Origin of the sequence: Pseudomonas reinekei (genome assembly GCF_001945365.1) — a bacterium.
Classification (GTDB): domain Bacteria; phylum Pseudomonadota; class Gammaproteobacteria; order Pseudomonadales; family Pseudomonadaceae; genus Aquipseudomonas; species Aquipseudomonas reinekei.
In genome coordinates, this window is sequence record NZ_MSTQ01000026.1 from 33031 (window position 1) to 57186 (window position 24156).

The following is a 24156-nucleotide window of genomic DNA, read 5'->3' on the forward strand; positions in this document are numbered from 1 at the left end:
CGATGAGGCCGGCTCATCCCGTAATGAAGTGCCTGACACTCAGCCATCGCGGGCAGCCCGCCCCCACAGGTATTGCGCGTCTTCTCTGCCCTACGGCGCAGGCGCCGGCGCCGGTTCCGGCTCGTTGGTCACTCGCAACAGCCCCCACAGCCCGGCGGTATTACCGAAGGAAGCGTTGTCGCGGTACAGGTAGTCCCCCGCTATCGCATTGCTGCCCCCGGCGCTCGGGTGCATGAAGCTGAAGTGCGCCGCCGGCAACACGCTTTCCCGGGCGCCGATGTACATCGACATCGGGTTGAGCCCGAACTTCACAGAGCCCACACCTGGACTGCCCATCGGGTAACCACCCAGATCGCTCTTCTCCGACTGGAACGGGTTGACCGACCAGACGTGACCGTCGAGCTGGAAAGTCGAGCCTCGACTGCCACCGGACGGCATCAGGATGTGCGTACGGAACGGTTGCCCCGGTTTGACGTAGAACACCGGGGTTTGCGGGTCGCTGCCCACCAGGGCGTTGCTGTAGGCCATGTGCGCGTTCGGCACGTTGCCGTAGGTGCCAGGGCTGCCGGCGTGACCGAACGGCGCATCCGGGGCCAGGCCGAAGCGGAACCACATCGGTTCGATCTTGTAGTTGATGGCCATGCTGGCGTTGTCCTTCGGATCGTTCGGTACACCGTTGCCTTCCGAGGCAATGCCTTCCACAGGCCGGCCATTGGCCCAGCGCGTATTCAAGGCGCGCTGCCAGACCATCGCGAAATCGCGGTAAGTGGCCTGGCCCGACGCGGTCACCGTGACCGAAGCGCGCTTGGCATCTTCAACCCAGGTGGATCCGATCGGCAGGACACTCATCGCACCGCCCAGGCCTTTTTGCGGTTGCTTGATCACGTCCGCCGAGGTGAAGTTCAAGCCGCCGAACTCCACCGCCGTGGCGTTGATGTTGTCGACGTTGCGCCCCAGTTGAGTAATCGGTTTGCCTTCACGCTCCAGGTGCCCGGCGTAGTACTGGTAGGTACGGGTCGGGTACGCGCCGGTGGTGCCGACGCGCGGTGGCACGGTCTGGGTCGGGTTGGCGCCGACGTTGACACCGTCCGACTTGGTGATGTCATAGGCCAGCAGTTGCGCGTGCAGACCGACGTGGCTCGAGGGCCGCAACAGGTTGTTGTTGAAGGTGGTCGAGCCCATCCCGTCGTTGCGGTCACGCTTGGCCAGGCCTTGCATGATCGCGGTCTGGGCCAGGTCCGGCATGACGCTCGGCAGACGGTTTTCCAGGGTGATGTTGATGCAGTCACCCGCCGCTGCACGCAGGATCAGCGGTTCGACAGGCACACCGGGTTTCAGCTTGCCAGTGACCGGATCGAGGTCGCCCTTGCGCACATACAGGATGGCGGTGGGGTCGTGCAGTGGGCCGCTTTGCCCGCCGATGGTGAAGGTCTCGCCATCTTCAGGGTCGGTCACCGTGACCTGCGGGATGCTCATCGGCCGCGAGTTCAGCACCAGGGTACCGCCCGCCGGTTTCAACGGCCCGCCGACATGTTGGCCGATGCCCGCCGGGTCAGCGATGGACAGGCCCAGCGGATTGCCGAGGATGTCGTTGGCCAGGGCCGCGACCACTTCATAGTTGCGTTGCACGGTTGGCCGGGTGCCGATGCCGTTCGGGTTGGCGCCATAGCGTGGGCAGATGCCGTCGAACGCCACGGTGTTGCGCATGCCGGTCGGTTTCGGATTGCTCGGCACGGCAAACAGGTCGCTGCGTTGCGCGGTGTAGTTGCGCATCACACCCCAGATGCCGTTCCAGTAACCTTCGATGGACGCGTCCATGGTGTACAGGTAGTCACCGGTGGCCGCCGCCGCGCTGGAGATCATCGACACCGGCGCATTGAAGCCCATCTGCTCGGAGATACCGACCATCTGCGACGCGCGCCAGCCGGAGTTGGAGCTGTTGCCGAAGCCGGAACCGCTTTGCAGCCACTTCACGCCGTGCAGGGTGACGTTGTGCTCCTCTTCGTGGCCGCCGGCATGCACCCGCAGCCTTACGTTGTCACCGGTGTAGGTGCGCAGCATCGGCGTGAACGGATCGCCCGGTTCGGCGCCGCCCTTGTTGATGTGCGGCGGGAACAGCGTGGTGCCGCCGGTTGGGCCGGTGGCCGCGGTGATCAGGTTCGGCGCCAGGTTCATCGCCGGGATCGCACGGTCGGTGCGGCTTTGCATGGCATACGCCAAGTCGCCGCCCAGGCCATCTGCCTGCATGCCGCGCTTGCCGTCCGGGCCGACCTTGTTCGGGTCGTACACCCGCAGGGCCAGCGGTTCGTTGCGATAGTTGACGACGAACATGCCAGGGTCATCCACCGAGATCGCTTGCGGGCATGGCCGGCTTGGGCAGCCCGGCTTCACACCGCCGCGCAGCTCGACCACCGCTTCGAGCAACTCGCTGGTGTTGTCGCGTACCGGCGGGTTGATGGCGTAGCGGAAACTGTCGGCCGTGGCCGGGAACGCCTGCGAGTTCGGCACGCCGTCGGGGCCAGCGCCCACGTACACACCGGCTTCATAGGCGTGCTGGAAGTCGCTGTATTCGAGGAAGAACTCGCGGAAGCTGTCGTTCTTGCCGTCGCCATCCAGGTCACCGGTAGAAATCACCGCTTGCCACGAGGTCGGTCCGCCGTCCTGCCGCGCGCCGTTGTACAGCGGCTCGCCGGTTTCGGCATGGAACCAGGTGGAACCGGCCGGTTCAGCCAGAACAGTGGCGTACAGGCCAATCTGTTGGTGCGTCGATGGGCCGAGGTGGTCGTGGGTGAAGATGGTGCCCAGCCCGCGGTCGACGCCATAGGTGTTCACCACCGGATCGACGAACCAGCGCTGCATCGCCGTACGCGCCCCCACCCAGTCGGCCCGGCCATATTGACCGAAGAACGGGTGATTCTTGGCTTTCGGGCAGGCCGGTGTGCCATCGCGCGGGTCGGTACCTTCGCACTGGTTGAACTCACGAATGGCGTGGATGCGTTCTTGCACCGCACCCGGGGAAAGGACGCCGTCTTCGTAGTTCCAGCCGTTGGACGAACCATCGGCGGACACCAGATCCCACTTCGGCAGGTGAATATGCTGACCGATCACGTCGGTCGGCGTACGCACTTGATAGTCGTCCATCTCATAGGTGGCCGGCACCAGGTTGGTTTGCTGGTACTGCACGCAATCGAAGGTGTTCATGCGCATCACCAGAGGCTCTGGCGGACGCTGCTTGGTGATCACCGGCCAGGCGTCTTCCCACAGCGCCAGGATGCGCGCCTGCGGGAAGTGATAGCCGACCTTGTTGTACACCGCGTCGAACTGGATATTCGCCGCTTTGTAGACCCGTGGACGGTCGGCGGTGAAGGTCGAGGCGCCAATGTACGACATGCCGTCCAGACGCTCGCCACTGGCGAATTCACCGGTGCCGGCGCTGCTGGTCAGGCGTTTTTGCCGATCATCCATGCAGGGTTCGTAGTATGGCGCACCGGCCACCGGCAAGGCGCCGTTGGTGCGGAAGTTGCGCGCCACGATCTGGTTGCCGGGCAACAGGGCGAAGCTTGGGTGGTCTTTCTTCGCGTGGAAAGCCATGGCCGCCTGTTCGACTTCAGTGCCCTCTTCGGGCAGGTAAATCGGCTTGGCCCGGGTCACTGACTTGGAGAAATCCAGCGACGTGGTGACCGTTTCAGCCTCGCCACCCTCGGACACACCGCCCAGGGCATGGCGCGGCAAGCCACCGTCCCAGCCACCGGACTGATTGGGGTCGAGGTTGGCCCACAGCGCTTTGCCACTGGCTTTCAGGGCTTGCGCGGTGGCGGCATCGAGCATGTCCAGCGGTGGCGTAGGTGGGCGCTGGCCGACCGAACTTTCCATGCCGCCGATCCAGAATGGATAGCCAGGGTTTTTCAGGGTGCCATCGGCGTTGCGGTTGGCTTCGCTACGATCAACCAGCGCCAGCGAACCAATGGCTCCGGTCACAGCGCCGCCATGATGCTCGCCGTCGTCGTCGCCTTCTTCCTCATCATCGTCATCGTTGGCAGCCACCAGGGTTTCGCCGATTTTCGGCACGACCGCGACTTTGCCGGGCATGGGCGGCATGGCTTTGCCTGGCAGCGGGACCACTGCCGGGATTGGCGTGCCGGCGACAATTTCACCATCGGGCAAGGCCCGTGCATCCACCGCCGGTTTGCCGCTGCGCAGGGCATACGGCTCGCTGTGGAAACCATCGGCGCCCTGTTGCGACACTTCGAGCTTGGTGCCTTCTTCAAACACATCATGCACGCGCCACATGGCCCACATGCCCTGGGCGAAGTGCGGGTAGAAGTGGCAGTGATAAATCGCGTCGCCTGCCACCCGGTTACGGTTACCCGAACCGCCGTTGGCGATTTCATAGGTGTAGCCGGCGCCCGGCCCGATGCCTTGGGCATCCACGTAGTCGGAGTTGTCGTCGTTGGGGTTGAACAGCCACTGATGGCCGTGCAAGTGGAAGATGTGGTGCTCGTAGCCATTGTGCGTGTTGCGGAATTTGACGAAGTCACCGATGTAGCTGTGGGCGACGTTCGAAGGCTCCGACGGATACAGCGCCGTGGTCGCCTTGATCCCGACCTGGTCGGCGTTCGGCGTCTGGCCGGGGGTGATGCCTTCCAGCCCGGCGTTGGCCGGTACGTCCACCAGCATCGCGACGTCGCCGACGGTGTGGGCACTGAGGAAGAACTCTTCATAGGCGCAGGACAGGCAGTCGTGCATCGGCCCCACGCCCAGGCGGTTGGCGAGCACCTCGGCGCCCATGCCACCGGCGCCATAGTTGATCATGAACGAGTCGCGGGTCGGCTCCAGCACGTGGGCCATCACCGGGTCTGCAAAGTAAGCGGGGAACGCTTGGGTCACGGCGGTTTCATCCTGGAACTGCGCGGAGAAATCGCGGAACGGTTCCAGCCGGTTGGGCAAGGCCGGGTTGCGTTTGCCGAGTGTTTCCAGTGGGTAGGTCGAAGCCGGGAAACTGCCGTCGGCGTTGCTGCCCATGACGATGGCATCGGCTTCGCTGGAGACGATTTCATTGCCGTCGACCATGTTGATGATCGGCTTGCCAGCCTTGCCTTCGCGGATCCACGGCTCGCGCTGCGGGTAGCGCGCCTGGTAATCGACGATCGGTTGACCGGCCGGCGTGCGCCCGGTACTGGCCAGGCGCATCTCTTCTTCGGTGAGGGTGTTGCGGTAGCTGCGACCGCCCTTGGGCATCACCGCCACCTGGCCGAACAAACCGTTGGCGTTGTTGCCGGCCGCGCCCTCGCCACCGAAGGTCGCGCCACGGCTGCTGACCGTGAACGCACCTTCGCGCTCAGCGTACAGGGTGTACGAACGGCTGGCGCCGGGCGCGACCAGGCTGTTGGCGTTGCGGCCGGTGTAGGACGAAATGTCATCGATGCTGTTGACCGCTTGCATGCCGTTGACCTGGAAGCCGACGTGGCGGTCAGCCACTTGCTCATCGGCCTTGAACGGCTGCTGGCCACCACCGATTTCGATGCCTTCCTCCTCTTCACCCTGCTCCTCTTCGCCACCGTTGCTGTGGGAACCGGGGTTGGCCTGGTAGGCCAGCAGGTTTTGCAGGTTGACGGTCAGGCAGTCACCGGCAGCCACCCGCAAGGTCAGCGGACGTGGACGCTTGTCAGGCCGCAACGACACTTTGCCCGGCACTGCCGCGCCTCCCTGCTCCAGGGACACCTGGCGCTCATCGACTACATCTCGGCGCAGGGCGAACATCATGCCGTTGACGTTCTGCGCACCGAGGCGGTTGAACATCAGCGGCTGGTCCAGCGCCACGACGTTGGCCACCAGGTTGCGTTCACAGCGCACAGCGGCTTCGGCGATTTCGATACCGAGCATCGAAGCGACCAGAAGCAACCAGGGCAGGATTTGTGGAGCGTGGTAAATGCCAGTCATGATCACGGGCCTCACTGTGGGTGCTCACAGGGAATATTTCTCGACAATTCCCATTGAGCAATCTGCATGCCATAAAAAATTTGTTTGTTTTTCAATCGTTTGCGTATATCACTTCACACGTCGGGGGAAATCCCCCACTTATTCCCCACTTTTTCGCCGGGGCCTGCATGCCCCAATGTCGGGGAACCCTTGCGGTGGCCTTGATCACAACGGGGCATCCGCTGCCAGCCCCTGCAACCGCCGGTACTGGCGCAAGACGCTGGGCACGTAACGCTGGGTTTCGGCAAACGGCGGGATCACTCCGCCACGGCTGAGCACCGCTTGCGGTCCGGCGTTGTAGGCCGCCACGGCGAGGGCGATATCGTTGTCGAACAGGGTCATCAGGCGTTTGAGGTAGCGGGCGCCGCCCTGGATGTTGGCCTTGGGGTCGTAGACGTCCTTGACCCCCATTTCGCGGGCCGTGTCGGGCATCAACTGCATCAGCCCGCCGGCGCCCTTGGGCGATAAGGCGCTGGCGTTGTAACTCGACTCGGCCTGGATCACCGCGTGCAACAGCGCCGCCGGCAGTTGGTTGTCCGTGGCCGCCGCCGCCACCAGTTCGGCATAGGGCCGTGCGGCGATCATTTGCGGTTGCTGGTCGAGGCTGACGACCGCTGCCTCGGCCTCGCGAATCACCCGCTCGTATTGGCGACCGGGGCGGTGGACGTTGGACAGGACAAAGTTGCCCTTGGCGTCCACGGAGACGAATACATCAGCCTGAACTGCGCCGGCCAGCAGCATCAAACCGAGCATTGCTGTGGTGAGAGTCTTCATTGCTGTGTCTCCCCTGCCCGGCCCCGAAAAATGGGGGTAATGCCCCAATGGCCGGTCGTTTATCAGCCATACGCAAGCACTGTGCCGAAAGCGCGAGAGGCCGTATTACGGGGGTTACAGAAGCAAGCCAGTCCTAATGCAGACCCTTGCATGGCAATTGCATAAGCCCTTGTTGCGACCCTTCTGCCGACTGTGTGAGGTCATCATGAAACAGCGTTCGCGTGTCTGGTCCCCGCGTATTCAACGCGGGTTCACCTTGCTTGAACTGTTGGTGGTGCTGGTGGTGCTCGGGCTGTTGGCCGGCATCGTCGCGCCGAAATATTTCGCTCAATTGGGACGTTCCGAAGTGAAAGTCGCCAAGGCGCAAATAGAAGGCCTGGCCAAAGCCCTCGATCTCTATCGCCTGGAGGTCGGCCATTACCCGTCGACCGAACAGGGCTTGCAGGCACTGGTCACCGCCCCCAGCGACGAAACCCGCTGGACCGGCCCGTACCTGCAGAAGAAGTTGCCGCAAGACCCGTGGGGCCGTAACTACGCGTACCGCTATCCCGGCGAAAACGGCGAGTACGACCTGTTGTCGATGGGCAAGGATGGCCAGCCAGGCGGCGAAGGCGAAAACGCCGAAGTCACCAGTTGGCAATGACGGACATGGCGACCATGCGTTTTCACCTCAAAGCGGTTGGCAAGGCCGGTGTGGTTTCAATGACCGTTGAAGCCCCCGGGCATAGCGAAGCCCGGCGCATCGCCGAAGACCAGGGCCTGCGGGTAGTCAGCCTGCACGCCGAGCGACACTGGCGGGCATTGCGCCTCAAGCAGCGTGAAACCTTCAACCTGGTGTTGTTCAGCCAGGAACTGACCACGCTGCTCAATGCCGGCCTGCCGCTGATCGACGCGCTGGAAAGCCTGGCGGAAAAAGAATCGGCGCCGCAGGCCCGTAAAACCCTGAGCGAATTGGTGCGCCTGTTGTATGAGGGCAAATCGTTCTCCCAGGCTTTGGGCCAGTTGTCGTCGGTGTTCCCTGCGCTGTATGTGGCGCTGGTGCAGTCCAGCGAGAAAACCGGCGCGGTGGGTGAAGCATTGGGCCGCTATGTCAGCTATCGCCAACGCATGGACGAGGTTCGCCAGAAGATCATCAGCGCCTCGATCTACCCGATGCTGTTGTTGGTGGTGGGCGGTGGCGTGGTGTTGTTCCTGATGGGGTATGTGGTGCCGCGCTTCAGCCTGGTGTTCGAAGGGCTGGGGTCGAACCTGCCGTGGTTGTCGCAGATCCTCATGACCAGCGGCATGTTCCTGCACGCGCACCAGGGCGAATTCTTCGGTGCGTTCATGGCCTTCATCGTTGCGATTGCCCTGCTCCAGCGCCAGCCGTCGTTTCGCCGTGGCCTGGATCGCCTGATCGAAAAACTCCCGGCGGTGCACCAGCGCATCTTCATGTATGAGCTGGCGCGTTTCTACCGCTCACTGGGGATTCTGCTGCAGGGCGGCATTCCCCTCGTCACCGCCATGGGCATGGTGCGCAACCTGCTCACCGTCGCCTCGCGATCGCGTCTGGACCAGGCGTGCGAGCGGGTGCGCGAAGGCCAATCATTGTCGGCGGCGCTGGAACTCAATCACCTGGTGACCCCGGTATCCCTGCGTCTGCTGCGCGCCGGCGAACAGTCCGGCAACCTCGGACAGATGATGGAGCGCAGCGCCGACTTCTACGACGAAGAAATCAGTCGCTGGATCGAATGGTTCGTACGGCTGTTCGAACCGCTGCTCATGACGTTCATCGGTTTGTTGATCGGGGTGATCGTGATTCTGATGTACATCCCGATTTTCGAACTGGCCTCCAGCATTCATTAAGCCCTCTGGAACGGGGTCCGGCGACCTCTTGCGGCGTTTGCCGACGGACTGACTGAATAAATCGCCGCCGTGGCGTGTTCGCCTTCTGAATATGGCAGCACGTTGCAATGTTCATCCACGTTCCAATCTGAACAAGAAGACGGAGAACGACATGCACATCAACAAGCTTTTACTTGCAGTAGCTATTGGCGCGGTTTTGTCGGCGTCTACCGTACTGATCCCGGACAGCCTGTCCGGGGTTTCAACTGCCCAGGCGAGAGACGGTGGTAGTGGCGGCGGCGGTGGTCACGGCGGCGGCGGCGGTGGTGGTGGTAGCGGCGGTGGCGGTGGCGGTGGCGGCCATGGTGGCGGAGGTGGCGGTAACGGCGGCGGCCATGGTGGCGGCGGTGGTGGCGGTAACGGCGGAGGTAATGGCGGCGGGCATGGTGGTAATGGTGGCGGCGGTCACGGCGGCAGTGGCAATGGCGGTGGAAGCGGTCACGGCGGCAACAGCGCCGGCAGCGGACACAGCAGCGGCGACCACGGATCGTCACACGCCGGCAGCACCGCCTCCAACTCTGGACGCAGCAGCAACCATTCCGAACCGGGTGACGATCACGGCGTCCATCGTTCGGGCGACGACAACGGGGTACATCGCTCCGGTGACGACAACGGCGTACATCGCTCGGGTGACGACAATGGCGTTCATCGCTCAGGCGAAGTCGGCGATGATCGAGGCCTGCATGCTTCGGGAGAACCGGGTGATGACAAACGCGTTAACTGACGCGCATTCCCCCCTGTAGGAGCGTGCCTGCTCGCGATGGCGTCAGCATATACACAATCTGTGCCGGCCCCACCGCTATCGCGAGCAAGCTAGATCCTTCCGTTGATTGTATGGACTTGCCCTGTTCACCTAAACCCGATCCAGCCGCTCGCGCAAAAATTCGATCAACGCCTGCACCGGCCGCGAAGACTGGCGATGCTGCGGGTAAACCGCCGACAACGTCAGCGGTTCCGGCTGAAACGCTTCCAGCACTGGCACCAGCCGTCCATCCTTCAACGCCGCCCCCACGATAAACGTCGGCAAATAGGTAATCCCCATCCCGGCAATCGCCGCGTCGCTGAGCAACTCCCCGTTATTGACCCGCATCCGCCCGGTGACGTTGACGGCCAGTGGCTTGCCCTGCCCCGTGAACCGCCACTGCACCTGACGACCGTGGCCGTAAGGCAGGCAGTCATGCTTGAGTAAATCTTCAGGTTTTACCGGGGTGCCGCGCTCGGCCAAATAGGCTGGACTGGCGCAATACACGCGCTCGATCGAGGCGATGCGTCGGGCAATCAGCGTCGAGTCTTCCAGCGTGCCGATGCGCAAGGCCAGATCGTAGCCTTCACCGAGCAGGTCCACCGGGCGATCGCTCAAATCCACTTCCACCGTGACATCCCGATAACGCTGCAAAAACACCGGCAGCAGACAGCCCAGATGCGCCAGTGCAAACGACAGCGGCGCGCTGACGCGCAGAGTGCCGCGCGGCTCGGTGGTCTGCCCGGCGATGCCCTGCTCCACTTGCTCGACTTCAGCGAGCAGGCGCAGGGCGGATTCGTAGTAACTCTGGCCAAGGGGCGTGACGTCCAGCCGCCGGGTCGAGCGATTAAGCAGGCGCACGCCGAGGCGCTCTTCGAGTTGCATCAGGCGGCGGCTGACGAATTGTTTGGACAGCCCCAGCTGATCAGCCGCAGCCGTGAAACTGCCAGAGTCCATCACCTGGCAAAAAATACGCATGTCTTCGAACGGGTTCATTGTCACGCCTTGGTTGACGGTCCAGCACTTTATACCAAGGAGCACGTCCGAGCAGCCGACGGTTTTTATGTGTGCGAGCTTGCTCGCGATCGCCGTTTCACATTCAGCACGTGTACTGACTGATCCAACGCCATCGCGAGTAAGCTCACGCCCTCAGGTTTTGCGTTTGAAGATTACTTCGCGGTAAACGTGGTGTAGCTGTTGATCAGGTTACGGTAGTTCGGGATGCGTTCGGACAGCAGGTTGGCCAGGCCTTCCATGTCGTTGCGCCAGTCACCTTGCAGCTCGCAAGCCACGGAGAACCAGTTCAGCAGCTGTGCACCGGCCGCCGACATCCGCGCCCACGCCGCTTGTTGCACGGTGGTGTTGAAGGTGCCGGAAGCGTCGGTCACCACGAACACGTCAAAGCCTTCAGCCAGTGCCGACAGGGTCGGGAACGCCACGCACACATCAGTGACCACACCGGCGATGATCAGTTGCTTGCGGCCGGTGGCCTTCACTGCCTTGACGAAATCTTCATTGTCCCAGGCGTTGATCTGGCCAGGGCGCGCGATGAATGGCGCGTCCGGGAACTGCGCCTTGAGTTCCGGCACGATCGGGCCGTTCGGGCCGCTGTCGAAACTGGTGGTGAGAATGGTCGGCAGGTTGAAGAACTTGGCGATATCGCCCAACGCCAGCACGTTGTTCTTGAATTCGTTGGGTGAGAAATCCTGCACCAGCGAAATCAGGCCCGTCTGGTGATCGACCAACAGCACAACGGCGTCGTCTTTGTTCAGGCGTTTGTAGGGAACGTTGCTCATGAAAAAACTCCTTGGTGGATGGATGTCGCTTGCAGCACCGGTCCGCACGACCGGCGCTTTTTTATCTGTCAGAAGGCAAAACACGAGCAGCCGAAGGCGCCCCAGAAACCGGCGAAGTCACTGACCGGCGCATTCGACAGGCGCGCCCGATCATGGCTGTGGGCGTGCACCGTGCAGGGTCCACTGCACTGGTGAACCTGCGCCTGCAACGGCGAATTCGGCCGCCAATGCCCGGGCACTTTCACCACCGGCGACCAATCCGGCAGCACCGGCACACTGGCCGGCCCGAGTTTTTCGAAATCACCGGCGGCGTAAACCACCTTGCCGCCCACCACGGTCAGCACGGATTCGATCCACTTGATCGCCTCTTCTTCGACGCTGAAAAAGTCCGCGCTCAATGCCGCGACGTCCGCCAGTTGCCCAACCTTGATCTGCCCCTTCTTGCCCTGCTCGGAAGAAAACCAGGCGCTGCCGTGGGTGAACAGCTCCAGCGCGGTCAGGCGTGACAAGCCTTCGGCATGCAACTCCAGACCGCCGACGGTGCGCCCGCTGACCATCCAGTACAGCGAGGTCCACGGGTTGTAGCTCGACACCCGTGTCGCGTCGGTGCCGGCGCCGACCGGCACCCCTTCGGCGAGCATGCGCTTGATCGGCGGCGTCGCTTCAGCAGCTTTGGCACCGTAACGCTCGACAAAATATTCACCCTGGAACGCCATGCGATCCTGAATCGCAATGCCGCCACCCAGCGCCCTCACCCGCTCGATATTCTGCGGGGTGATGGTTTCGGCGTGATCGAAGAACCAGGGCAGGCCATTGAACGGAATGTCGCGGTTGACCTTCTCGAACACATCGAGCATGCGGCTGATGGATTCGTTGTACGTGGCGTGCAAACGGAACGGCCAGCGTTGTTCGACGAGGTGGCGCACCACCGGCTCCAGTTCGTCTTCCATGCTTTGCGGCAGGTCCGGGCGGGGTTCGAGGAAATCTTCGAAATCCGCCGCCGAAAACACCAGCATTTCCCCGGCGCCGTTGTGGCGCAGGTAGTCGTCGCCCTGATGCAGCTTGACGCTGCTGGTCCAGTTGGTGAAGTCGGTCAGCTCCTCCTTGGGTTTCTGGGTGAACAGGTTGTAGGCGATGCGCACGGTCAGTTGCTCATCCTTGGCCAACTGTTCGATGACCTGATAATCATCGGGGTAATTCTGGAAACCACCGCCGGCATCGATGGCACTGGTCAGGCCCAGACGATTGAGCTCGCGCATGAACTGACGCGTGGAGTTGACCTGATACTCCAGCGGCAACTTCGGTCCCTTGGCCAGGGTCGAGTAGAGAATCATCGCGTTGGGCCGCGCCACCAGCATGCCGGTGGGGTTGCCATTGGCGTCGCGAACAATTTCGCCGCCGGGCGGGTTCGGCGTGTCGCGGGTGTACCCGGCTACCCGCAGCGCAGCCCGGTTGAGCAAGGCACGGTCGTACAAATGCAGGACGAACACCGGCGTGTCCGGCGCGGCCTGGTTGAGCTCTTCAAGGGTTGGCATGCGTTTTTCGGCAAACTGGAACTCGTTCCAGCCACCCACCACCCGCACCCACTGCGGAGTCGGGGTGCGATCGGCTTGCTCCTTGAGCATGCGCAAGGCATCGGCCAGCGAAGGCACGCCTTCCCAGCGCAATTCGAGGTTGTAGTTCAAGCCGCCACGGATCAGGTGCAGGTGCGAGTCGTTGAGGCCGGGAATCACGCAGCGGCCCTTGAGATCGATCACTTGCGTGCCCGATCCGCGCAGTGCCATGGCCTCGGCATCGCTGCCGACTGCGACGAAACGCCCTTCACGGATGGCAACCGCGCTGGCGAACGGGTTCTCACGATCGACGGTATGAAATTGACCATTGAACAAAATCAGATCGGCGTTCATCGCGTTTCCTTTGGCAAGTGGGAGGCGGACAGCCACGGCGCGAACAGACGCGTCGCCATGGGCATGAAGACGTACACCACCGACAGCACGATGGTCAGGGTGATCAGGAACGTGGCAACCACGTAATTGGCAAGGAACGTGTTGAGTTGCAGCAGCGGCCCCCAGATCAGCGGCACCAGCAATGTGTGCGGCAGGATCACCAACAGCGTGACCACCGCCTGCTTCCAGCGTGGCGCAGGCGCTTCGTTTTCGCTCTGCGGCGTAAACCAGAATTCGTTGACCGGGTTGACCTCGGTCTGATCGCCATCAGCGAGCATCGGCGCGGCTTCGTCGATCAGCGCCTGGCGTTGCGGCGAATCGAGCCAGCGCTGCATCGACTCCGTGGAGCAAAAACGCAGCACGCAGGTGTATGTGTCGAGGCCTGCGTGCTTGCCGCGCACCACATCCACCCCCAAATGCCCCACGCTCTGCCCCGCCACCTTGACGATATTGCGCAGCCAGGCCTCATAGGGCGCTTCAAATCCGGGCTTGACCCGATGCTTGACGACCAACGTGACCACTTCGTCGAACCCGGGTACTTGCGTGCTCCGGGACTGAATTTGCGACATGACGAAAGTCTCCGGCTAAACAAGTTGGATAACGCGTCAATGGTGCCGGTGGCGGGGGCGAAAAAATTGGATGTACGTGCTCTTTTTGCAGAGCGTGCCGCTAGGGCTTGCGCAATAAATAGGTGTCCATGATCCAGCCATTGGCCATCCTGGCGTTCTTGCGCACCCGTTCGATCTCATCCGCCACGTCCTTGAGCTTGCCGCTGATCAGGATCTCATCGGGCGTCCCAAGGTAGGCTCCCCAGTAAATCTGCGTTTCCTGATCTGCCACCTGCTGATAGGCATCCTGCGCATCCAGCATGACCACCAGACTGTCGGCATCGCTCACCTGACCGGCGGCCAATCGCCGGCCGGTGGTGATTTCCACCGAGCGGCCGATCTGATTGAGCGTCACCTTGTGCCGGGCCGCCAGCGCCTGGACGCTGGTGATGCCGGGAATCACCTCGAACTCGAACGTGCAGGCGCCTGACGCGAGAATGGCCTGCAGGATTCGCAGCGTGCTGTCGTACAGCGCCGGATCGCCCCATACCAGGAACCCGCCACACTGGCCGTCAGCCAATTGCTCATTGATCAAGCGCTCGAAAGTCCGCTGCTTGGCAAGGTTCAAATCATCGACGCTTGAAGTGTAGTCGACATCGCCACGCTCACGTTCCGGGCTCGCGGCTTCAACAAACCGGTAGTCGTGGTGGCTGATGTAGCGCTCACAAATGTCGCGGCGCAGATCGATCAGTTTGTCTTTGCTCTGGCCCTTGTCCATGAGAAAAAACACGTCAACCCGATTCAGTGCCTTGACCGCTTGCAGCGTGATGTAATCGGGATTGCCGGCACCGATGCCGATAACCAGTATTTTTTTCATCAAGACACCCCTTCACGATCAATGCCGGGCAAACGCAAACGCCAGCAACCATTGAACCGCAGGTCGATGGCCGACAACGGCTCGACATCGATCAGGTTGTACGCCGGACTTTGCAGGACGTGGCTCAGCGCGGCGCGAATGACAAATGGATGAGTCACGGCGATGACATGTCCAGGCGTGGTTTGCAGCGTGGTCAGCCACGCGGCAGTTCGTTCACAGACTTGCGCCATCGACTCGCCATCATGGGGCGCCGAGTGCGGGTCGGCGATCCAGCGCTTGAGCCATTCAGGCTCGCAGGTCTGCAAGTCATTGATCCGTGCGCCGCGCCAACGCCCGAAATCGCAATCCCGCAACGCTGCAACGACCTCAAACGTGCTGCCGAACAACTCGGCGGTTTGGCGGGTGCGCAACTCCGGCCCGCATAACAGCTTCGGTATGCCCTTGAATTGCCTGCTGCGCGAGCCCCGCGCAGATTGCCAATCCATCTCCACGGGCTCGTCCGTAGGAAAACACGCAAGTTTTTGTGCGACGGTTCGTGCGTGGCACACCAAGGTTAAACGAGTCGCCTGCACGGAGGTTATCTCTGTCGGTGAAAGGGATGAACGGCGTCTGAGCGCCATAACTAGACAATTGTGACGTAAGAACGGGCGTCGGGGTGTTTCGTTTGGGCCGTGGCCGCGGACAGCCGAGGGCTTTTTTCTGGCGCAGGTTCAGCCATCTCTGACCGAACTTTAGGCAATGACCTACAAGAATAATGGACTTCCCCGTAGTCGCAATGCACTGCTACAGAGCACCATCACCGGGCGTTGAAATCGCGCACGAAAATTAACTAGACATGTAGCGCGGCTTAAATAAATACTGCCTTCAACGGATTACCGATAGCCCACATCCAGCAGGAGCCCGGATGCCTTTGTTGAAAGACCTGATCATGATTCCGGTCTGGTTTGCGATCCGTTACAACACCAAGACGTCAATACCCGCCCCCCTTTGCATGTTCTGCACCGGGCACGGGTAGCGCGTGTGGTCATACCGATAACAACTGAAAAAAGAGCGAGGCCCTACGAGGCTACCGCCGCTGAAACGCGTGGAAAACCGACAGTGATTGTCAGGCTGGGTGCCCGCCACCGAGCCCATTGAGACAGGAGTGCATCCATGCTGGTCTTGCGTCCAGTGCAGTTAACCGACCTGCCCCAGTTGCAGCGCCTTGCTCGTGAAAGCCTGGTGGGCGTGACGTCTTTACCGGACGACAGCGAGCGTTTAAGAGAGAAGATTCTCGATTCCTGTACCTCATTCGAGCAAAGCGTGCAGAGCCCCGGGCCGGAGAATTACTTCTTTGTCCTGGAGGACCTGACAAATCGCTCCCTGGTGGGCTGCTCGGAGATTCTGGCTACTGCCGGGTACGACGAACCGTTCTACAGCCTGCGCAATCGCCACTTCAACAGTGCCTCACGGGAACTGAACATCGATCACGGCGTCCCTGCGTTGTCGCTGTGCCACGACCTCAGTGGCCACACCTTGCTGCGCGGCTTCCACATCGATGCCGCTTGGGTGCGAAGCGCCTCTTCTGAATTGTTGTCGCGCGCGCGCCTGTTATTCATCGCAGCCCATCCCCGGCGTTTTTCCGACACCGTGATTACCGAAATCGTCGGTTACAGCAGCGATGAAGGCCATTCGCCTTTCTGGGATGCCGTGGGCAAGCACTTCTTCGACCTGCCCTACATTGAAGCCGAGCGCTTGTGTGGCCTGGAAAGCCGGTCGTTTCTCGCCGAACTGATGCCGCAATATCCGATCTACGTGCCCATGCTGCCCCAGGCGGCGCAGGACTGCATCGGCCGCGTCCACCCGGACGGCCAGGAAGCTGTCGAAATCCTTGAGCGCGAGGGATTCGAAACCAATAGTTACATCGACCTCTTCGACGGCGGCCCGACGCTGTATGCCCGCACCGCCAACATTCGCTCCATCGCCCGCAGCGAAACCACCCCGGCCAGCCCAGGTGGGCCCATTGACGCCCGGGGACGTTATCTGGTCAGCAATGACTCGCTGGAAAACTTTCGCGCCATCGTCGCAGACCTCGACTACATCCCCGGACAACCTGTAACCCTCGATGCCGCGATGTGTGCAGCACTCAAGGTAAGCGAAGGCCGGCAAGTGCGGTTGGTTGCCCTGTGAGTTGCCTTATGCGCGGGGCCCGACAACCTTCTGCGTACAAGCCCGAAGCAGGAGCGGCATCATGATTGTCCGACCGGTCCAGGTGACCGACCTGCCCGCCCTGCTCGCACTGGTTCGGCTCGCGGGCCGGAGCCTGACGACGTTGCCGGCGGACGAGGAACGGTTGAACTACCGATTGCGATGGGCGAAAAGGACGTTCGCCGAGCAGGTCGAACGCGCCGATGCGGACTACCTGTTCGTGCTTGAAGACGATGAACAGCAAGTGGTGGGCGTGAGTGCCGTGGCGGGCGCCGTGGGCTTGCGCGAACCCTGGTACAACTATCGGGTCGGTCTGACCGTCAGTTCATCCCGGGACCTGGGCATCCAGCGGCACATTCCGACCTTGTTCCTGAGCAATGAAATGACCGGGCAATCGGAACTCTGCACATTGTTCCTGCGCCCCGATCAACGTCTGGGCAGCCACGGGCGTTTACTGTCTTTGAGCCGGTTGTTGTTTGTGGCGGAGTTCCCGCACTTGTTCGGCGACAAACTCATCGCCGAGTTGCGCGGCAGTGCCGACGAACGGGGCTGCTCGCCCTTCTGGGACAGCGTGGGCCGACACTTTTTCAAGATGGATTTCAGCCACGCCGATCACTTGTCCGGACTGGGCAACAAGTCGTTCATCGCCGAACTGATGCCCCGCCAACCCATCTACACCTGCCTGCTCACCGAACAGGCGCAAGCGGTGATTGGCAAACCTCACGCCAACAGCGAAGCGGCAATGAAAATCCTCAGCGCCGAGGGTTTTGCCCACCAGGGCTACATCGACATCTTCGACGCCGGCCCGGTGATCGAAGCCCCGACGTCCGGCATTCGCACCGTGCGCGACAGTCAGTTGCTGGATTTGGCGATTGGCGCCCCGGACGAGCAGTCGCCGATCTGGTTGATCCACAATCGAAGGCTGGAAAACTGTCGCATCACCGCTGCCCGCGCGCGACAGGCCGGACACAGCCTGATGGTTGACCGGCTCACCGCCAAGCGCCTGCAGTTGCAACCCGGTGATTCTATTCGGGCCGTGCCTCTGCTCAACCAACAGCAACAGGCGGTGGCGGCGTAACCCGTCACCAGGGCTGGTCATATCCCGTTTTTTTTCTTGAATCCAACAACGGCCTACATCAAAAGGCAGCAATTACGGCAAATTCGTCATCATTCTTGACTCCCCAGCGTGATAGCCTTTTACATCTTCGGCGTTGACACTTTTGCTCAAGCCCTTCCATTTCCTTTGGTGGAACTCATATGTCCAGGCTGTCTCATCAAGATTTACGCCGCAATTTTCGCCAACTGTTCGCCTCCAACACTTGCTACCACACTGCATCGGTCTTCGATCCGATGTCGGCACGCATCGCCGCCGACCTGGGGTTTGAGGTAGGCATCCTGGGGGGGTCGGTTGCTTCGTTACAGGTGCTGGGCGCGCCCGACTTTGCCTTGATCACCCTCAGTGAATTCGCCGAACAGGCCACCCGCATTGGTCGTGTCGCCCAATTGCCGGTCATTGCCGACGCCGACCACGGCTACGGCAACGCATTGAATGTGATGCGCACCATCGTCGAACTGGAACGCGCTGGCATCGCGGCCCTGACCATCGAAGATACCCTGCTGCCGGCGCAGTTCGGCCGTAAATCCACCGACCTGATCACGGTCGCCGAGGGCGTCGGCAAGATCCGCGCGGCGCTGGAAGCCCGCTGCGATTCGGAAATGGCAATCATCGCCCGCACCCACGCGGGGATTCTGCCGGTGCAGGAAATCATCAGCCGCACCCAGCAATACCAGCGCGCAGGTGCCGATGGCATTTGCATGGTAGGCGTGAAGGATTTCGACCACCTGGAGCAAATCGCCGAACACCTGAGCGTCCCGCTGATGCTGGTGACTTACGGCAACCCACTGCTGCGCGACGACAAACGCCTGGCCGAACTCGGCGTGCGCGTCACCATCGACGGCCATGGCGCCTACTTCGCCGCAATCAAGGCGACCTACGACAGCCTGCGCGAACAGCGCCAGATCCTCACCCAGACCTCGGACCTGAGCGCCACCGAACTGACTCACACCTACACGCAACCTGAGGAATACATCCGCTATGCGGAAGAGTTCATGAGCGTCAAGGAGTGATGGGTAGCCCGTGCGTCGGCGCCTGACACGGCGCCTTCGCGGGCAAACTCGTAAACAGGGTCAAACCGAATCAAGCAGTTGCTGATGCGCCCGCCCGCCACCGCAGCAGATCACCCGATTGCGCCCCGTACTCTTGGCTTCATACAACGCCTGATCCGCATCATTGAGCCACAGCGTGGCATCCGTGTGGCCCGGATTGAACGCCGCAAGACCAATGCTCAGGCTGACTTTCAGCGCCGGATTCTGTTCATAGCCCAGCGTGGCGAAGCGATCCCGCAGGGCCTCCATGACCGTGGCGGCGCTGTTCAGGGGCAGGTCCGGAAGGATCACGCAGAACTCGTCCCCCCCATAACGCCCGGCGACATCGGTGGCCCGCAGGTTCTGATTGAGGATCTTGCTCAATTGCCGCAGCACGATGTCACCGGCGACGTGGCCATAGGTGTCGTTGATGCTTTTGAAATGGTCGATGTCGATCAGGGCAATCGCCCCGCCCCGCTGTTGCCGTTGGCAACGCTGAAATTCGACTTCCAGCTGGTCCTTCCACGCGCCGTGATTGAGCAGCCCGGTCAGGCTGTCGGTGCGGCTCAGGGCCAGTAGCTCACGCTTTTGTTGCCCGAGGGTATGCGCCTGGCGATAGCAGATCAAGCCCAGTGCCAGCGGATAAAAACACATCAGCGGCAAGCAGGCATAGAGCTGGAGCTGGCTGGTTTCAGGAACAAGGACGGGCCTGAATATCAGCCAGCCGACGCCGCCCCCGAGCACCTGCGCGGCGCTGCCCGCCAGTAGAAAACGCAAGCCGCCAATGGCGACATTGTTCATCGCCATCATGGAAATGGTGGTGGCACTGGGCAAAGGGTTGAAGTGCATGGCGACCACCCAGAAGCCACCCATGAAGGCGTCTGCCAGCAGGTTACGGTATTCCGCATGATAGGGACGCGCCGCGCGACGCGCCCATTGGTAAGCCAGGTGCGGCCAGAGCAAGCCATTGAACAGCATGAGGCCCCAGACCCAGGGCGCCGGGTTGAGTGGGTACATCGCCACACCCACGCATAACAAACCCAGCACGAGGCCGAGGATGCGCGATGTGTAGAGCCTCCTGGCCAGTGAAAGTCCTTTTCCTCCCATCTTTCCCATTGGGACCTCTGCCACACGGAACGAAACCTGAAATCACCGGGGTTGCAGGTACGTTTGGAGTCTAACAGGGCAACGTTAAATAGCCATCACCGGCTGGCAGCCCGCTGGCGATGGCCCGGCGTTTGGCTATACATGAAGACAGGCATTGCCTGAAAAACGATAAACAAGGAGGCACATGCAGACCTTTCAAGTACTGATCGTCGGCAGCGGTTTTGGTGGCCAGTGCGCCGCCGTCAATTTGCTCAAGGCCGGCATTACCGATTTTCGTCTGCTGGAGCGGCGGGACTTCTTCGGGGGTACCTGGTGCCAGAACACCTACCCCGGCGCCGCGGTCGATGTGCCCTCGCCGCTGTATTCGCTGTCCTTCGCCCCCTACCGCTGGACGCAGATGTTCGCTTCGCAGGCCGAACTACATCGTTACACCGCTTATGTGATGGAGCGATTCGGCCTGCGCGACCGGGTGCAATTGCAAACCAATGTCGAGGGTGTCGAATGGGACGATGCCGGCAAACGCTGGGCCGTGCACACCACCAAAGGCACGTTCCACGCACAATTCCTGATCAACGCCACAGGCCCCTTGAGCCAGCCGGTGATCCCACACTTCGAAGGGCAGGAACGCTTTCAGGGCAAAACCTTTCACACCAATAATTGGGACCATGCCTACGATTACCGGCAAAAACGCGTGGCCATTGTCGGCAGCGGCGCCAGTGCGGCCCAGGTGATTCCCGCGATAGCCCCGGATGTCGAACACTTGCATGTGTTCCAACGCACGCCGCATTGGGTGTTGCCCAGGGCCGACCGCACATTCGGCCGCTTCCAGCGCTGGTTGCTCGGGCTCAAGCCGGCCTACACGCTGCTGCGCTGGATGATTTACTGGCAATTTGAAACCCGGGTAATCGCCTTCAAATATTCAAGACCGGCGATGCGCATGGTCCAGCAACAGGCCCTGCGGTTCATCAAGCGCCAGGTGCCGGACAGCGAACTTCGGCGAAAACTGACGCCGGACTACACCATTGGCTGCAAACGAGTCATTCTGTCGAGCACGCTATACCCGGCACTGGCGCGTAGCAACGTCACGCTGCACAGCCGCGAGCAAGGCATCGCCGCAATCGATGAAACCGGCATCGTCATGCAGGACGGCCAGCACATCCACCTCGACCTGATTGTCTGGTCCACCGGTTATGACGCCACCGACGGGGTGATTTCCTACCCGGTCACCGGCAAAAACGGCACGCAACTGCGAAATGTCTGGGCTGAATATCCCCGGGCTTACCTCGGCACCGCCCTGCCGGACTTTCCCAACCTGTTTATCGTCACCGGCCCGAACACCGGCATCGGCCATACCTCGGCGCTGTTCATCATCGAATCACAGATGAACTACATCCTCGACTGCATTCGCACGTTAAAAGCACGAGGTTTGCGCAGCATTGAGGTACGCCCCGAGGCAGAACGTACCTACACTGAAATGATCCATAGAGAAATGGAGCGCACGGTGTGGAAGTCGGGAGGCTGCCACAGTTGGTATCAAAGCAAGAGCGGTCATGTGATTGCCATGTTTCCGGGGTTCAGTTTCAGCTTCCACCGCTTGACCCGAACCCTGAAACCGGCCGATCACCTATTGTCCTGATCCGTCAGAAGGAAGGCGCCTGATGCTTTTACTGGTTGTCGCTATCGCGGTGTTTGCCGCCTGGAGCTGGCTGAGTTACCCGGCCATCGGCTATTGGATTTACAACTTGAGCACGGCCGCCGAAGCCAAGTTGTACAAGCTGCACAAAATTGTTGTGCCCATCGCCGAAATGACCGTCTCGACCTGGCAAGGCGGCCCTTACGAAGCGTCCAGCAACGTGTTGATGTTGCACGGCTACAGCGCCGACAAAAATATCTGGCTGCGTTTCGCCCGGTATTTTGTCGGCAATTATCGGGTCATCATTCCGGACATTGCCGGCCATGGCGAAACCGGCTTCAAGGCCGGTGGCGGCTACGATATCCCGCTGCAGGCCAAGCGCATGATCCAGTTGCTGGACGTCTGTGGCGTGGACAAGGTTCATGTGATCGGTAACTCGATGGGGGGTTACCTGGCGGCATGGCTGGCGGCCACGTATCCGGAGCGCATTGTCTCGGTGGCCCTGATCGATCCGGCGGGCGTCACCGCGCCGGAGCCCAGTGATCTGGAGCGGCATTTGGCCAAGGGCCATAACCCGTTCCTGATCAATTCCCGGGAGGAATTCAACTATTTCTATGCCATGACCATGGCCGATCCACCGTGGGTGCCGCGCGTGGTACTGGACGCCATCGCCCATCGCTATGAACAGGCACGGGACGAACTGGAAGAAATCTTCCGCGACTTTCGCGCCAGCCCGCCGATGGAGCCAAAACTGCCATTGATCAAAGCCCCGGCGTTGTTGCTGTGGGGACGCAAGGACCGCTTGATCGACGTCAGCAGCGTGGCGATCTGGAGCAAAGGCATCGCCGATCTGCGGGTGGAAATCTGGGAAGGCATCGGTCATATGCCGATGGTCGAGGCACCGGCGGGTTCGGCGCACCTGTATCGGGAGTTTTTGGCATCGCTACGCTCGGAAAGCCCGCAGGATCAACGACTGCATTAACGATGCAGTCCTTTGCAGAATGAAGTCCGTCAGAAACTTCGTTTGTCGGCGACGCTCAAGGCTGCGATCTTTTCTTCCATCCTTCTCGTCACCGCGCCAGGAATTCTGTTCATGAACCACCCGAGCTTCGTCAGCCCTGACCTGATCCGCCAACGCTTCTCCAAAGCGATGTCCGACATGTACCGCGAAGAAGTGCCGTTGTACGGCGCGTTGATGGAACTGGTTGAAAAGACCAATCGCCACGTGCTCGACAGCGATCCGCTCGTGGCACAGCAGTTGAACGACACCGGCGAAATCGAGCGTCTGGACCTGGAGCGCCACGGTGCGATCCGTGTGGGCACCGCCGCTGAACTGGCCACCCTCGCCCGCCTGTTCGCAGTGATGGGCATGCAGCCGGTGGGCTATTACGACCTGACCCCGGCTGGCGTGCCGGTGCATTCCACGGCGTTTCGGGCGGTGCATGAAACGGCGCTGCAAGTCAGCCCGTTCCGCGTTTTCACCTCGCTGCTGCGCCTGGAGCTGATCGAAGACCTTGAGCTGCGGGCATTCGCTCAGTCGGTGCTGGACAAGCGATCCATCTTCACCCCAATCGCACTGAAGTTGATCGAGCGCGCCGAAACCCAGGGTGGGCTCACTGAACAAGAGGCCGAAACATTCGTCGAGCAGGCACTGGAAACCTTCCGCTGGCACCACAGCGCGACGGTGACCGCCGAGCAGTACCAGAAACTCAGCGCTCAACATCGCCTGATTGCCGATGTGGTGGCCTTCAAAGGACCGCACATCAATCACCTGACGCCGCGCACCCTGGACATCGACATCGTTCAGGCACAAATGCCCGCCCACGGCATCACCCCCAAAGCGGTGATCGAAGGCCCACCCCGTCGCCGGTGTCCGATCCTGCTGCGCCAGACCAGTTTCAAGGCGCTCGACGAACCGGTTGCGTTCACCGACCAGGCCCGGACACGCGGCAGCCACAGCGCCCGCTTCGGCGAGATCGAGCAACGCGGGGCGGCCCTCACCCCCAAAGGCCGGGCACTGTATGACCGTTTGCTCAATGCTGCGCGGGACGAACTCAAAGACTTCCCCAATGAAGCCAACGCCGAGCGTTACAACACATTGATGGCGCAACACTTCAGCGAATTTCCTGACACCTACGAAGGCATGCGCCGTCAGGAACTGGCGTACTTTCGCTACTTCGTGACGGAGAAAGGCCTGGCTGCGGCCGAACTGAAAACCTTGCCACTGGAAGAGCTGGTCAGTGGCGGCTATCTGCGAGTCGAACCGTTGGTGTACGACGATTTTCTGCCGGTCAGCGCGGCGGGGATCTTTCAGTCAAACCTGGGGGACGCCGCGCAAACCCACTACGGCGTGCACTCCAATCAACACGCGTTCGAGAAGGCTTTGGGCCGCCCGACCATTGATGAATTGGGGCTGTATGCAGAAACGCAGCGGCGCTCGATCGAGCAGTGCTTTACCGTGTTGAACGGATAAACAATCGCAGCTGCGGCAGCGCCAGCAGGGGAATGTGAACACCTGCAGGCACTGCAGCGAGCTGC

Annotated in this window: 18 protein-coding genes; 9 read left to right on the top strand and 9 right to left on the bottom strand. The window is 61.4% G+C overall.

Annotation, left to right across the window (positions count from 1 at the left end):
* Positions 1-90 precede the first annotated feature (90 nt).
* Positions 91-5940 carry a manganese-oxidizing multicopper oxidase MnxG gene (gene mnxG / locus BVK86_RS26920; protein ID WP_075949274.1) on the bottom strand — a complete coding sequence of 1950 codons (5850 nt, stop codon included), beginning with the start codon at positions 5938-5940 and terminating at the stop codon, positions 91-93.
* Between the two features lie 204 nt (positions 5941-6144).
* Positions 6145-6753 carry a lytic transglycosylase domain-containing protein gene (locus tag BVK86_RS26925; protein ID WP_075949275.1) on the bottom strand — a complete coding sequence of 203 codons (609 nt, stop codon included), beginning with the start codon at positions 6751-6753 and terminating at the stop codon, positions 6145-6147.
* A 205-nt stretch (positions 6754-6958) separates the two neighbouring features.
* Here BVK86_RS26925 and gspG point away from each other — a divergent pair, with 205 nt between their 5' ends.
* The 3 genes from gspG (at position 6959) to BVK86_RS29900 (ending at position 9361) form a co-directional block, all read left to right on the top strand.
* The gene (gspG, locus tag BVK86_RS26930) at positions 6959-7396 is read left to right on the top strand and encodes a type II secretion system major pseudopilin GspG (RefSeq protein ID WP_075949276.1); all 438 of its coding nucleotides are present in this window, start codon (positions 6959-6961) and stop codon (positions 7394-7396) included.
* 14 nt (positions 7397-7410) lie between these two features.
* The gene (locus tag BVK86_RS26935) at positions 7411-8598 is read left to right on the top strand and encodes a type II secretion system F family protein (protein ID WP_075949298.1); all 1188 of its coding nucleotides are present in this window, start codon (positions 7411-7413) and stop codon (positions 8596-8598) included.
* Positions 8599-8749: 151 nt separating this feature from the next.
* Complete coding sequence (locus BVK86_RS29900) at positions 8750-9361, top strand: hypothetical protein (protein ID WP_075949277.1); 612 nt, start codon at positions 8750-8752, stop codon at positions 9359-9361.
* A gap of 129 nt (positions 9362-9490) precedes the next feature.
* Here BVK86_RS29900 and BVK86_RS26945 read toward each other — a convergent pair whose 3' ends face one another.
* From BVK86_RS26945 to BVK86_RS26970, 6 genes are all read right to left on the bottom strand, one after another.
* Complete coding sequence (locus tag BVK86_RS26945; RefSeq protein WP_075949278.1) at positions 9491-10375, bottom strand: LysR family transcriptional regulator; 885 nt, start codon at positions 10373-10375, stop codon at positions 9491-9493.
* A gap of 173 nt (positions 10376-10548) precedes the next feature.
* Positions 10549-11175 (bottom strand): isochorismate family cysteine hydrolase YcaC, encoded by a 627-nt coding sequence (gene ycaC, locus BVK86_RS26950; protein WP_056854554.1) that lies wholly within the window; start codon positions 11173-11175, stop codon positions 10549-10551.
* Between the two features lie 68 nt (positions 11176-11243).
* The gene (locus BVK86_RS26955; RefSeq protein WP_075949279.1) at positions 11244-13082 is read right to left on the bottom strand and encodes an amidohydrolase; all 1839 of its coding nucleotides are present in this window, start codon (positions 13080-13082) and stop codon (positions 11244-11246) included.
* Positions 13079-13690 carry an antibiotic biosynthesis monooxygenase gene (locus BVK86_RS26960; protein WP_075949280.1) on the bottom strand — a complete coding sequence of 204 codons (612 nt, stop codon included), beginning with the start codon at positions 13688-13690 and terminating at the stop codon, positions 13079-13081. Before BVK86_RS26960 ends, BVK86_RS26955 begins: the two co-directional genes overlap by 4 nt.
* 100 nt (positions 13691-13790) lie before the next feature.
* Complete coding sequence (cobF, locus tag BVK86_RS26965; RefSeq protein WP_075949281.1) at positions 13791-14546, bottom strand: precorrin-6A synthase (deacetylating); 756 nt, start codon at positions 14544-14546, stop codon at positions 13791-13793.
* Complete coding sequence (locus tag BVK86_RS26970; protein WP_075949282.1) at positions 14546-15118, bottom strand: histidine phosphatase family protein; 573 nt, start codon at positions 15116-15118, stop codon at positions 14546-14548. Before BVK86_RS26970 ends, cobF begins: the two co-directional genes overlap by 1 nt.
* A gap of 580 nt (positions 15119-15698) precedes the next feature.
* Here BVK86_RS26970 and BVK86_RS26975 point away from each other — a divergent pair.
* The 3 genes from BVK86_RS26975 (at position 15699) to BVK86_RS26985 (ending at position 18860) form a co-directional block, all read left to right on the top strand.
* The gene (locus tag BVK86_RS26975) at positions 15699-16715 is read left to right on the top strand and encodes an arginine N-succinyltransferase (RefSeq protein ID WP_075949283.1); all 1017 of its coding nucleotides are present in this window, start codon (positions 15699-15701) and stop codon (positions 16713-16715) included.
* A 61-nt stretch (positions 16716-16776) separates the two neighbouring features.
* Positions 16777-17811 carry an arginine N-succinyltransferase gene (astA, locus tag BVK86_RS26980; protein ID WP_075949284.1) on the top strand — a complete coding sequence of 345 codons (1035 nt, stop codon included), beginning with the start codon at positions 16777-16779 and terminating at the stop codon, positions 17809-17811.
* Positions 17812-17990: 179 nt separating this feature from the next.
* Positions 17991-18860: an isocitrate lyase/PEP mutase family protein gene (locus tag BVK86_RS26985; RefSeq protein ID WP_075949285.1), complete on the top strand. Its 870-nt coding sequence runs from the start codon at positions 17991-17993 to the stop codon at positions 18858-18860.
* 60 nt (positions 18861-18920) lie between these two features.
* Here the strand turns inward: BVK86_RS26985 and BVK86_RS26990 are convergent, their stop codons facing one another.
* Positions 18921-19994, bottom strand: coding sequence for a diguanylate cyclase (locus BVK86_RS26990; protein WP_075949286.1), 1074 nt, complete (start codon positions 19992-19994; stop codon positions 18921-18923).
* Between the two features lie 175 nt (positions 19995-20169).
* Here BVK86_RS26990 and BVK86_RS26995 point away from each other — a divergent pair, with 175 nt between their 5' ends.
* The 3 genes from BVK86_RS26995 to hglS all read left to right on the top strand — a co-directional run bounded on the left by BVK86_RS26995 (position 20170) and on the right by hglS (position 24091).
* Entirely contained in the window at positions 20170-21621 is a 1452-nt protein-coding gene (locus BVK86_RS26995; protein ID WP_075949287.1) for a flavin-containing monooxygenase, read from the top strand.
* 22 nt (positions 21622-21643) lie between these two features.
* A complete protein-coding gene (locus tag BVK86_RS27000) occupies positions 21644-22600 on the top strand; it encodes an alpha/beta fold hydrolase (protein WP_075949288.1) in 957 nt (318 codons plus the stop codon).
* 111 nt (positions 22601-22711) lie between these two features.
* Positions 22712-24091 carry a 2-oxoadipate dioxygenase/decarboxylase HglS gene (hglS, locus tag BVK86_RS27005; protein WP_075949289.1) on the top strand — a complete coding sequence of 460 codons (1380 nt, stop codon included), beginning with the start codon at positions 22712-22714 and terminating at the stop codon, positions 24089-24091.
* Positions 24092-24156: the final 65 nt, after the last annotated feature.